The organism is Streptomyces sp. NPDC058534 (genome assembly GCF_042717365.1).
GTDB lineage: Bacteria > Actinomycetota > Actinomycetes > Streptomycetales > Streptomycetaceae > Streptomyces.
On the sequence record NZ_JBHXNW010000019.1, the window covers coordinates 1 to 11,318 of the forward strand.

The 11,318-nt window shown below is 71.2% G+C and carries 9 protein-coding genes and 1 pseudogene; 7 read left to right on the forward strand and 3 right to left on the reverse strand.

The genetic code is table 11. From position 1 onward, the window contains the following. Nucleotides 1–121, forward strand: a pseudogene (locus ACFWR9_RS14270) (RNA-guided endonuclease TnpB family protein); the annotation flags it as partial. Nucleotides 122–157: 36 nt separating this feature from the next. On the opposite strand, the gene ACFWR9_RS14275 reads toward ACFWR9_RS14270, so the two are convergent. Next, complete coding sequence (locus tag ACFWR9_RS14275; RefSeq protein WP_383840726.1) at nucleotides 158–2,908, reverse strand: SUKH-4 family immunity protein; 2,751 nt, start codon at nucleotides 2,906–2,908, stop codon at nucleotides 158–160. A 7-nt stretch (nucleotides 2,909–2,915) separates the two neighbouring features. Further along, a complete protein-coding gene (locus ACFWR9_RS14280; protein WP_383840729.1) occupies nucleotides 2,916–3,911 on the reverse strand; it encodes an SMI1/KNR4 family protein in 996 nt (331 codons plus the stop codon). Between the two features lie 274 nt (nucleotides 3,912–4,185). On the opposite strand from ACFWR9_RS14280, the gene ACFWR9_RS14285 reads away from it, so the two are divergent. Beyond that, nucleotides 4,186–4,716 (forward strand): YwqJ-related putative deaminase, encoded by a 531-nt coding sequence (locus ACFWR9_RS14285; protein ID WP_383840732.1) that lies wholly within the window; start codon nucleotides 4,186–4,188, stop codon nucleotides 4,714–4,716. 61 nt (nucleotides 4,717–4,777) lie between these two features. Then, nucleotides 4,778–5,272: an SUKH-3 domain-containing protein gene (locus ACFWR9_RS14290; protein ID WP_383840735.1), complete on the forward strand. Its 495-nt coding sequence runs from the start codon at nucleotides 4,778–4,780 to the stop codon at nucleotides 5,270–5,272. A 20-nt stretch (nucleotides 5,273–5,292) separates the two neighbouring features. On the opposite strand, the gene ACFWR9_RS14295 is transcribed toward ACFWR9_RS14290, so the two are convergent. Further along, nucleotides 5,293–6,606: a sensor histidine kinase gene (locus ACFWR9_RS14295; RefSeq protein WP_383840739.1), complete on the reverse strand. Its 1,314-nt coding sequence runs from the start codon at nucleotides 6,604–6,606 to the stop codon at nucleotides 5,293–5,295. Nucleotides 6,607–6,740: 134 nt separating this feature from the next. Here ACFWR9_RS14295 and ACFWR9_RS14300 point away from each other — a divergent pair, with 134 nt between their 5' ends. From ACFWR9_RS14300 to ACFWR9_RS14315, 4 genes are all read left to right on the forward strand, one after another. Next, nucleotides 6,741–7,598 carry a helix-turn-helix domain-containing protein gene (locus ACFWR9_RS14300; RefSeq protein WP_383840743.1) on the forward strand — a complete coding sequence of 286 codons (858 nt, stop codon included), beginning with the start codon at nucleotides 6,741–6,743 and terminating at the stop codon, nucleotides 7,596–7,598. Nucleotides 7,599–7,807: 209 nt separating this feature from the next. Next, nucleotides 7,808–9,256, forward strand: coding sequence for a bifunctional UDP-N-acetylglucosamine diphosphorylase/glucosamine-1-phosphate N-acetyltransferase GlmU (glmU, locus tag ACFWR9_RS14305; protein ID WP_383840746.1), 1,449 nt, complete (start codon nucleotides 7,808–7,810; stop codon nucleotides 9,254–9,256). 132 nt (nucleotides 9,257–9,388) lie between these two features. Further along, a complete protein-coding gene (locus tag ACFWR9_RS14310; RefSeq protein ID WP_125494724.1) occupies nucleotides 9,389–10,363 on the forward strand; it encodes a ribose-phosphate diphosphokinase in 975 nt (324 codons plus the stop codon). 225 nt (nucleotides 10,364–10,588) lie between these two features. Next, complete coding sequence (locus ACFWR9_RS14315; RefSeq protein ID WP_383840750.1) at nucleotides 10,589–11,185, forward strand: 50S ribosomal protein L25/general stress protein Ctc; 597 nt, start codon at nucleotides 10,589–10,591, stop codon at nucleotides 11,183–11,185. The last annotated feature ends 133 nt before the right edge of the window (nucleotides 11,186–11,318 follow it).

The window sequence follows — 11,318 nt, forward strand, 5'->3', positions numbered from 1 at the left end:
CGGAACCGCGTCCCCACGGGACAAGAACTCCGCACGCGTCATGCTCGTCCGGGCTGGTCTCAACCCGGCTGGTGCCGATGGCACAAGACCTCCTGGAGCGCCGCTCCAGGAGGCAGCCTGAGCCAGGAATCCCCTCCCCCTTCAGGTAGGGGAGGATTCAAAGCAGTCCGTCCCACATCTGCTCCAGCAGCACCGACCACCAGCTCTCCGGCGAGCCGAGCGCCGCCGGGTCCAGCGCGGCCAGCTGCGCCTGGAAGTCGACGGTCCAGCGGCCCGCCTGCTCCTGGTTCAGACCGAACCTGAGCCGCCACATCCGGCCCAGCAGCGCCAGCGAGCGCGCGAACTCCGGCAGCCCCGAGTTCACGAACTGCGGCGGCACCGGCGCACCGCCAGGACCCGCCTCCACCGGCACGGCCACGATGGCCGCGGTGCCGTACTGCACACAGATCGCGCGGCCGAAGTCGCTGCCCACGACGAGGTACGAACCCGCGTCCGAGGCCGGCTGCACCCCCCGTTCGCCCGCCAGCTCCGCCAGCGTGGGCACCGGGCGCCCCGGCTGGGCCTGCGCCCAGAAGAACGGCCCCATGTCCGTCGGCAGACCCGCGGCCACCAGCGTGTGCGCCACGACCGGCGGCACGCCCTGCCGGGACACCGCGGCCTGCTCGAACCGGAAGACCCCCGGACCGAACGCGCCGCCCAGCTCCTGCCCGATCGCCTCCGGCGGAACCGGCGGCACGGGCTGCACCTGCTGCAGCGGCGCCCGCACCGGCGCCGGACGGGCCGGCCCGTCGGCCACCTGGTGCAGCTCGCCCTGGTGCGCGAGCAGTTGCCGCATGCCCTGCTGCCGGCTCGCGTGGTCCGTGCCGTACGGCGCGATCGAGGTGATCCGCGCCTGCGGCCACTGCTCCCGGATCATCCGCGCGCAGTACGCGCCCGGCAGCTCGCACGACTCCAGCTCGGTGTGCAGCTCCAGCACCTGGTCCGGCGGGACGTTCATGGAGCGCAGCTCGTGGAACATCTGCCACTCCGGGTGCGGCGTGCCCGGCGCCGAACGCCGGATCAGCTGCTGCTCGGAACCGTCCTGGGCGCGGTAGCGGAGCACGGCCTGGTAGCCCGGACCGACGGTCGGCTGACCGGCGGGCGGCTGCGGATAGCCGTACGCCTGCGGCTGACCGGGCATCGGCTGCCCGGGCGGCGGCATGGCACCGGGCGGCATCGGCTGCCCGCCCCCGGGGACCCCCGGAGCGCCGGGCGGCGGCGGAGGCGCGCCGACTCCACCGGGGCCGCCGAGCGAGGGCGCGGCCAGCACGGTCTGCGCATGGTGCACGGCACCGCCCGCGCCGCCCGAGGAGCCCTGCGCGCCGGGCACCCCCGGAGCGGCGGGCGGAGGCGGCGTCGTCCCCGGACCGGCGGGTGCGCCCGGCGCACCGGGGGCCCCAGGAGCGCCGGGAACGCCGGGAGCGCCAGGAGTTGCGAGGGCACCGGGGGCACCGGGGCGACCGGGAGGACCGGGAGGCTGCGGCGCACCGCCGCCCGTGCGGCCCGGGTCGGCCAGCATCGTGGCGGCGTGGTGCATGCCGCCCGGCGGCGTCCCGCCCGGAGCGCTCGGAGCGCTCGGCGGGGGCGGCGTACCCGGCGCCTGCGGACCGGGGGGCGTACCGGGCGGCGTCCCCGGTGCGGCCGGGGGCTGCGGCGCGCCCGGCGGAGGCGGCGTACCCGGTGCACCCGGTCCACCCGGTCCAGCCGGACCACCTGGTGCACCCGGTCCAGCCGGACCACCTGGTCCGCCCGGACCCTCGGGCCCGAGCGAGGACACCAACTGCGTCGGCACGTAGCCCCCGGCCGGTGTACCCGGCGCAGGCGTCCCCGACGGCGGCGGCGTACTCCCCGGCCGTCCGCCCGGCACACCCGGGGCACCGGGCGGAGGCGGCGTGGTCGGACCAGTGCCACGGCGCGGCGGCGGCGCCGCCTTGCTGGTCGCGGCGTCGGCGATGTCCCCGGCGTTCGGCGCGAGCGGCTGGGCCGACGCGGCGGGCACACCCGGACCGGCGGGCCCGGCCGACGCGTTCGGGTAGTCGAGCGCGGGCGACAGCGCCGTCGGCGGCAGCGAACTGCCCCCCGACATCAGCGCCGTCCTGGCGTCCGGCGTCGCGGGCGGCGGCGTGTCGTTGTCGGCACCGCTCAGCGGCGGCGAGAACACGGTCTGCGGCAGCGGTACGGAACGGTCCTCACCGGCGTCCGCGTTGGTGTCCGTCCCCGCCCAGGGCGTCGCCCCGGCAGGAGCACCCGGCGTACCGGACGCGGTACCGGACGCACCCGCGCCCGTCCCGAAGCCACCGTCACCACTGGACGCGGCGGCCGGCCACGCCGCACCGCTGCCCGCCGCGTCACCCGACCACCCCGCGGGGGCCGACGGCACCCCGGCGTGCGTCTCGGGAAGCGGCGCGCCCGCACCGGACACGGAACCGGAACCGGAACCGGAAGCACCGGAGTCCCCGGTGCCGCTGTCGTGATCCCCACGCCGGCGGTCCGGAATCCCCAGCTTGTCCGCCGCCTCCTGCAACCACTCCGGCGGACTCAGCAGGAACGACGTCTGGTTCAGGTCCACCCGCGCGGCGGGCGCCGGCTGCGACTCCTCGGCCTCGTCGGAACGGCCGTACTCCTCCTCGTACCGGCGGATCACCTCACCCACCGGCAGCCCCGGCCACAGCGTCGCCTCCCCGCTGTCCCGGGCGATCACCAGCCGCTGCGCACCACCGTCCGAACGCGGGCCGTCCGCACGGTCCTCGGCCCACACCACGAACCCGAGATCGAACTCCCGCACCCGCACCTCACGGTGCTGGTACACCGGCAGCTCGCCGTTGACCCACTCCTCCGCGCGCTCCTGCGCCTGCGCGAACGTCACCATCGTCAGCTCACTCCCCTACGGACGCCGGCGTCGCGGGCACCGCGTGCGCGAAACCGCCGTCCACCATCAGGTTCGCCACCGTCTCCAGCTCCGGCGGGGACCCCGCCAGCCGCGACAGGAACACGTCGAAGTCCTCGCCGCAGGGCATCAGCAGCCGCTCCACCCGGTCCGCGGGCGGCACCGAGGGATCCACGTCCCGCACGTCGTCGTAGGCACAGAACCACACCGAACCGAGCCGGTCGCCCTTGACCTTCACCGCGAGCAGACCGCCCTGGACGAACGCGACACCCAGATAGTCCTTGGTCAGGTGGTCCCGCAGACACTTGTTGACATAGACCAGGTCGTTGACCGCCGCCTCCTCACGCACCGTGAAGAACGGCTGGTCGACCAGCAGCCCCAGCTCCGCGTCCAGCGCCGTGCCCACCGGCGCGCAGCCGCCCGCCGCCTTCAGGAACGACCGGTACGCGCCCGGCAGCCGGTAGCCGAGGTCCTCCTCGACACCCTGCACCTGCTGCTCCGACACGGCGACGCCCGACTTCGGCAGCCCGAAGTGCGCCGGACGCGTCTCCTGCAACGGCCTGGTGCCGCGCTTGCCCTGCTCCACGGCCGCCGTCGCGATGCCGCCGTGGTGCCGCAGCAGCGCCTTCACCTCGACCGGCACCAGCTCGATGCGGCGCGAACCGGCCACGTGGTGCCACGTCCAGCCGTGCGGCGTCGCCACCGCGGGCACCGTGTCCCACAGCTCGTGCCCCGACGCGGACAGCGCCGCGTTGGCCGACACGTAGTCCGTCAGCCGCAACTCGTCGACGCCGAACCCCACGGGCGGCTCCGCGATCTCCGCCACCGCGCGGGCGTACGGCGAGAAGACGGGATAGCCGCCCTCGTCCACCCGTACCCCTCGCGGGTGACGGGACGCCCGCACCGGATCCGGGAAATGCACGACCTGCCCGGCATAGGCCGCGTTCGGCGGCGCGGCTCGCTGCCCGAGCCGACCTGTAGTCATGGCGGTTGCCCCCTGCGGCGTCTGTCTGATCTGTCTGCACTGTCTGGTCACCGCACGCATTCGCGGTGCCGACAGCCTATGCGGTACGTCGAGAGGGGTCACCGGCGCCGGACCCCGCACCCGACACGCCGGCCTCCGCTTCCGTGACCTGCCGTCACCCTCCCGTGACCCACCGCCCATACCCGGGCGTGTCGCCAAGCCCCAGCTTCCCCAGCAGCCACGGGATTTGGCACTCTGTGACCTTCCGGGGGATGCACAGGAGGGGAAAATGATCATGAGTGCGACACAGACGGGACCCGCCACCGGGCGACCCGACGACCCCCGCGGCGGCGACCCCCGTATCGGCTGGAGCAGCGCCGAAGCCCAGCTCGCCCCCGCCCTCCAGCACCGCCGCGACGGCATACTCCCGACCGTCGCCGCCGCCCTCTCCGTGCGCGGCACCACCCTCACCGGCACGGCCACCCGCGCCGACGCGCCGCCCGCTCTGCACCATCTCGTCCAGGACTTCCTCGACACCCTCACCAGCGGCCAACGCGACCGTTACACCGGCCGCTGCGCCGAGACCATCCTCATCTCACGGCACCTGGCCACCGCCGACGCCACCCGCAGCAAACGCGCCGCACGAAAACCCATGACCAACGGCGAAGCCCGCAAAGCACTCAAACACGCCAAACTCACCACCCGCCGCATCCGCGAGGACGGCGACCCCCTCCACGGCAGCTTCGCCGCACCGTGCCGCGCCTGCACCGCCCTCAGCGCCCACTTCGGCGTCCGCGTCGTCAACCCCACGACGAGCGACGACTGACCCGCCGGCCACCGACGCCGACGACCGAGCCGCCAGAGCCGACGAAAAGAACCAAGGGCCGATGCAAGCCGACCGCACGTCCACCACCCGCTTCCCCGTCCCCGTCGACGCCGCACTGCGCGACGCCGGCTGGCAGCCCGGACGCTGGGACATCAAACAGGCCGAGATCTGGGCCGACACCCTGCGCGAACACACCTCACCCGCCGGACACCGCCACACCGTCTTCCCGGCCGCCGTCGAGGCGTGGGCCGAATTCGGCGGCCTCCACCTCGCCCCCACGGGTCCCGGCCGCCAGATCGCCCCCGCCACCCTGCACCTCGACCCCCTGCACGGCCTCCACATGGCCCGCACCCTCGGCGACCTCGGCCGCGCACTCGACACCCAGACCTGCCCCCTCGGCACCGAGACCGACAGCCAGGCCCTCATCGCCATCGACACCGAGGGCCGCGTCTACGCCCTCGACCACACCGGCGACTGGTACCTCGGGCCCGACATCGACACCGCCCTCGCGGCGCTCGTCGCCGGCACCCAGCCGACCCGCCTCACCACCGGCTGACGCCGGGGCGCGTCGCACTTCTACGACGCCGGAATCACCGCCGACACCCGGAAACCCCCCGCGTCCGTCGGCCCCGACACGAACACACCCCCGAGCGCCGCCACCCGCTCCTTCATCCCCACCAGCCCGTTGCCACCCGACGGCAACCGCGCCGACGCCGCGGCCTCGGGCGGCGGCTCGTTCTCCACCTGCATCGCGATCTCCGACACCCGGTGCGCCAGCCGCACATACGTCTTCGCACCCGCCGCGTGCTTGTGCACGTTCGTCAGCGCCTCCTGCACCACCCGGAACGCCGTCGCCTCCACCTCCGCCGCGTACACCCGCTCCTCCCCCTCCACGGACAGGTTCACGACCATCCCGGCCGCCTCCGACTGCCCGATCAACTCGTCCAGCTCGGACAGACACGGACCGTCCGGCGACGACCCCCCGTCCCCCGCCGCCCGCGACGCCGCCGCGGCCGCCGCCACGCCCACCGCCGCCAACGGCACCGACGCCCGCTCCGCACGCGCACCGTCCCCACCGCTGCGCAGCACACCGAGCATCTCCCGCAACTCCGTCAGCGCCTGCCGCCCCATGTCCCCCACGAGCGCGGCGTTCTTCACCGCCTTCGCCGGATCCTTCCGGGCCACCGCCTGCAACGCGGCGGCGTGCACCACCATCAGGCTCACCCGGTGCGCCACCACGTCGTGCATCTCCCGCGCGATCCGCGTCCGCTCCTCGCCCCGCGCCCACTCCGCGCGCTCCTCCGCCCGCTCGGCGAGCAACTGGAGCTCCCGCTCCAGCGAGTCCGCCCGCTCCCGCAGGCTCTCCATCAACCGCCGCCGCTGCCCCACGTACAGGCCAAGCAGCAACGGCGGGGCGGTCATCCCCAGGGACGTCGCGATCGACGCGAACGGCAGGAACCAGTCCCCGAAATCCACACCGTCCCGCGCCAGGTCCTGCCGCAACCGCACGAACGTCACGATCAACGTCCCCAGCAGCGACATCCCGGCCAGCGACCCGATGATCCGCCGCGGCAACTCCGACGCCGCCAGCGTGTACAGGCCGACGACCCCCATCAGGAAGCCCATTTCGGCCGGCGTGACGGCGATCGCCACCAGCACCACCGCGATCGGCCACTTGCGCCGCACCACCAGCACCGAGCCGGCCAGCAGCCCGAAGACGACCCCCACCGCCAACGGAATCCCGGCGTCCCGCGCGAACGGAACCCCCTCCGCCGCGCACTCCAACGCGGACGCCGCACCGAGGCTCACATCGAGCACCGCGCCGCGCCGCCTGTCCCACCACCAAGGCCCACCCCGGGCCGGCACGTGGTCTTCCCCCGTCGTGGTCATGCCTCCAGCCTACGGGCGCGAGCCGCCCCATTTCCGGTGACTTTCGACAAACGATAGGACGCGATATCCCTCGAACTGGTGAACCCCACGCCATTCGGTGCCGGAGGCGAGGATTCCGGCCGGACGGTATGCCCATGGCACGTTCACAGAACAAGTACGCGGACTTCGAGGGCTTGCGGGAGCGGGCGGTGGCGCTGCGGCGCGAGGGGTACAGCCTTCGACAGATCCGCGACGAGTTGAAGGTCTTCAACAACGACATCCTCAACCAACTGGTGAAGGGAGAGCCCCCGCCGACCTGGACCAAACGCCCGAACGCGAAGGACGACGTCAGGGCCAAAGCGCGCGAGCTTCGCATCCAGGGCTGGACGTACGACCAGATCGAGGCCGAACTGGGCTGCTCCAGGAGCTCGGTGTCGCTTTGGGTGAGGGACCTACCGAAACCCGAGCCCCGATACACGCAACAGGAGCAGCAGACGCTGATGCGGGCAGGACTCGCGCGCCTTCGTAACACCCAGGACGAAGAGCGGCAGCAAACCAAGGAGGCGGCCAAGCTGGCCATCGGCGAACTTTCGGCCCGCGAACTCTTTCTGGTGGGCGTCGGCCTGTACTGGGCTGAAGGAGGCAAGGACAAGCCGTACGACCGCCGCGAGAACGTCGTCTTCGTCAACAGCGACCCCGGCATGATCAAAGTCTTTCTGGCATGGCTCGACCTGCTCGAAGTCGAACACGAGCGCCTCCGGTTCACAGTCATGATCCACGAGAACGCCGACGTGGCGGGCGCGGAGCAGTTCTGGGCCGAACTCGTCGGCGCCGATCGCAGCGCCTTCAACAAGACGACGCTCAAGCGGCACAACCCCAAGACGGTGCGCAAGAACGTAGGAGACTCCTACCGCGGGTGCCTCGTGATCAAAGTCCTCAAGAGCGCCGACCTCTACCGTCGCATCGAAGGCTCTTGGTGCGGCATAGTGTTGGGTGCCGACTCGGCGACCTAACCAAATGTCCGGTTTAGTCGAGTTTCATCCCCCATGGTGTAATCAGGCAGCACTGAGGGTTTTGGTCCCTTAAGTTCAGGTTCAAATCCTGATGGGGGAGCTGTCGCTTCCGGGCCCTGACCACACGGTCAGGGCCCGCACTCATGCCCCCCGCAAACCGCCCCGGTATCCTGCGGATGTCCCCACCCCCAAAAGCCGAAGGGCATCCCGTGAGCGCCATTCGCCCGGCAGCCGTCGTCGTTCTCGCAGCGGGTGAGGGCACCCGTATGAAGTCGGCCACACCCAAGGTCCTGCACGAGCTGTGCGGCCGGTCCCTCGTGGGGCACGTGCTCGCCGCCTCCGGTGAGCTGGACCCGCAGAACCTGGTCGTCGTCGTCGGGCACGCCCGCGAGAAGGTCACCGCGCACCTCGCCGAGGTCGCCCCCGAGGTACGCACCGCCGTGCAGGAGCAGCAGAACGGCACCGGGCACGCGGTGCGGATGGGTCTTGAGGCGCTGGGCGGCGCCGTGGACGGGACCGTGGTCGTGGTCTGCGGCGACACCCCGCTGCTGACCGGCGAGACGCTGCGGGCCCTCGCGACCACGCACTCCGCCGACGGGAACGCCGTGACCGTGCTGACGGCCGAGATGCCCGACGCGACGGGGTACGGCCGGATCGTGCGGGAGGAGGCCACCGGTGCCGTCACCGCGATCGTGGAGCACAAGGACGCCTCCGAGGCGCAGCGGGCGATCCGGGAGATCAACTCCGGTGTCTTCGCGTTCGATGGGCGGCTGCTCGCCGACGCGCTGGGGAAGGTGCGGACGGACAACAGTCAGGGTGAGGAGTACCTGACGGACGTCCTGGAGATTCTGCGCGAGGCCGGTCATCGCGTCGGTGCCTCCGTGGCCGGTGACCACCGGGAGATCGCGGGGATCAACAACCGTGTGCAGCTCGCCGAGGCCCGCCGGATCCTCAACGACCGGCTGCTGACGCGGGCGATGCTGGCCGGCGTGACGGTCGTCGATCCGGCGAGTACGTGGGTCGACGTGACGGTGACGTTCGAGCAGGATGCCGTCGTCCACCCGGGTACGCAGTTGCACGGTGCGACGCATCTCGCGGAGGGGGCCGAGGTGGGGCCGAACTCGCGGCTCACGGATACCCGGGTCGGGGCGGGGGCGCGGGTGGACAACACCGTGTCGTTCGGTGCGGACGTGGGTCCGCAGGCGTCGGTCGGTCCGTTCGCCTATCTGCGGCCGGGGACCCGTCTGGGTCTCAAGTCCAAGGTGGGTACGTACGTCGAGACGAAGAACGCGTCGGTGGGTGAGGGGACGAAGATCCCGCACCTGTCGTATGTGGGTGACGCGACGATCGGCGAGTACACCAACATCGGTGCCGCGAGTGTGTTCGTGAACTACGACGGGCGGGACAAGCACCACACGACGGTCGGTTCTCACTGCCGTACGGGTTCGGACAACATGTTTGTGGCTCCTGTCACGGTCGGGGACGGTTCCTACACCGCCGCCGGTTCGGTGATCACGAAGGACGTGCCGCCCGGTTCGCTGGCCGTGGCCCGTGGCCAGCAGCGGAATATCGAGGGTTGGGTGGCTCGGAAGCGTCCGGGGAGCGCGGCGGCGAAGGCGGCCGAGGCCGTGTCCCGGGAGGCGGGAAGCGAAGACTGACCGGAAACCGGCGCGTCGAACTCGGCGTACCGTGATAAGTGCACATCCGCACCCCACCAGCTGAGACGCCCCCGCGGCCAGTCGGGAGAGCGCTCGTGACGCTCAGCTGCGAACCTCTGAGGAGACAGTGCTGTGACCGGGATCAAGACGACCGGCGAGAAGAAACTGATGTTCTTCTCCGGCCGCGCCCACCCCGAGCTTGCCGAGGAGATCGCCCACCAGCTGGGTATCGGGGTCGTCCCGACGAAGGCCTTCGACTTCGCCAACGGTGAGATCTATGTGCGTTATCAGGAGTCGGCGCGTGGTGCGGACTGTTTCCTGATCCAGAGCCACACGGCCCCGATCAACAAGTGGGTCATGGAGCAGCTGATCATGATCGACGCGTTGAAGCGTGCGTCGGCCCGCTCCATCACGGTCATCGTGCCGTTCTACGGTTACGCGCGGCAGGACAAGAAGCACCGGGGGCGTGAACCGATTTCGGCGCGTCTGATCGCGGACCTGATGAAGACCGCGGGTGCGGACCGGATTCTGGCGGTGGATCTGCACACGGACCAGATCCAGGGGTTCTTCGACGGTCCGGTGGACCACCTGTTCGCGCTGCCGCTGCTCGCGGACTACGTGGGTGCGAAGGTGGACCGTTCGAAGCTGACGGTGGTGTCTCCGGACGCGGGCCGGGTGCGGGTGGCGGACCGTTGGTGCGACCGTCTGGGTGCGCCGCTGGCGATCGTGCACAAGCGGCGTGACAAGGACGTGGCGAATCAGGTCACGGTGCATGAGGTCGTGGGTGATGTGAAGGGGCGTATCTGCGTCCTGGTCGACGACATGATCGACACGGGTGGCACGATCTGCGCCGCGGCGGACGCGCTGTTCGCGCACGGTGCGGAGGATGTCATAGTGACGGCGACGCACGGTGTGCTGTCGGGTCCGGCGGCGGACCGGCTGAAGAACTCGAAGGTGAGCGAGTTCGTGTTCACGGACACGCTGCCGACGCCTAACGAGCTGGAGCTGGACAAGATCACGGTGTTGTCGATCGCGCCGACGATCGCGCGTGCGGTGCGTGAGGTGTTCGAGGACGGTTCGGTGACGAGCCTGTTCGACGAGCAGTGAGCGTCGTGCGGTGAGCGTCGTGCAGTAACCGTTCTGCAGAGATCGTAGAGATCGTTTTGGGTGCGGCCTTCCCCTCCGAGTAGACTGCTGAAGTTGCTCGGCGAGGGAGGCCGTACGCGTCTTTTCGAAGGCGTGCGTATGGCGGTCCGTTATCGACGCGCTCTTCGTAGCAGGCCGTTCGTGGCCGGGTGACCACGTCCGTTTCTACCTCTACGAGGAGTGATCATGTCCGAGGTGAAGATCTCCGCCGGCACGCGCACCGAGTTCGGCAAGGGTGCCGCCCGTCGTATCCGTCGTGACGACAAGGTTCCCGGCGTTCTGTACGGGCACGGTTCCGACCCGCTGCACCTGACGCTGCCGGGTCACGACCTGCTGATGGCGCTGCGTACGCCGAACGTCCTGATCGCGCTGAGCATCGACGGCAAGACCAACGAGCTGGCGATCCCGAAGTCCGTGCAGCGTGACCCGATCAAGGGTTTCCTGGAGCACGTCGACCTGCTGCTGGTGAAGCGCGGCGAGAAGGTCGAGGTCGAGGTTCCGGTGCAGGCCGAGGGCGAGCTGGCCCCGGGTAACTTCCTGCTGGAGTACGTCCTGGACGCGCTGCCGGTCGAGGCCGAGGCCACGCACATCCCGCAGCAGGTCACCGTGTCGGTGGAGGGTCTGGAGGCCGGTGCCTCGATCCATGCCGGGGACATCAAGCTGCCGTCCGGTGTGAAGCTGACCGTCGACGAGGACGCCGTCGTGGTGCAGGTCCTGGCCGCGCAGGTCGAGGAGCCCGCCGCCGAGGGCGAGACCGAGGGCGAAGAGGCCGCCGAGGCCTGATCGTCCCCCGGGTCCTGTCGGGCCTGGGTCATCATGTGGTGGGGGGGGGGGTTGGGGTGGGGCGGGTGTGGGTGCGGGGCTGGCATCAGGAGGCTCCTCTCCATGACAGACCCCGCGCCCCTGCCCACACCGC

What these genes read in the sequence shown, in the direction of transcription:
- ACFWR9_RS14275 (WP_383840726.1), bottom strand. Translation starts at nt 2,908, where the DNA reads ATGGTGACGTTCGCGCAGGCGCAGGAGCGCGCGGAGGAGTGGGTCAAC.
- ACFWR9_RS14280 (WP_383840729.1), bottom strand. Translation starts at nt 3,911, where the DNA reads ATGACTACAGGTCGGCTCGGGCAGCGAGCCGCGCCGCCGAACGCGGCC.
- ACFWR9_RS14285 (WP_383840732.1), top strand. Translation starts at nt 4,186, where the DNA reads ATGAGTGCGACACAGACGGGACCCGCCACCGGGCGACCCGACGACCCC.
- ACFWR9_RS14290 (WP_383840735.1), top strand. Translation starts at nt 4,778, where the DNA reads ATGCAAGCCGACCGCACGTCCACCACCCGCTTCCCCGTCCCCGTCGAC.
- ACFWR9_RS14295 (WP_383840739.1), bottom strand. Translation starts at nt 6,606, where the DNA reads ATGACCACGACGGGGGAAGACCACGTGCCGGCCCGGGGTGGGCCTTGG.
- ACFWR9_RS14300 (WP_383840743.1), top strand. Translation starts at nt 6,741, where the DNA reads ATGGCACGTTCACAGAACAAGTACGCGGACTTCGAGGGCTTGCGGGAG.
- ACFWR9_RS14315 (WP_383840750.1), top strand. Translation starts at nt 10,589, where the DNA reads ATGTCCGAGGTGAAGATCTCCGCCGGCACGCGCACCGAGTTCGGCAAG.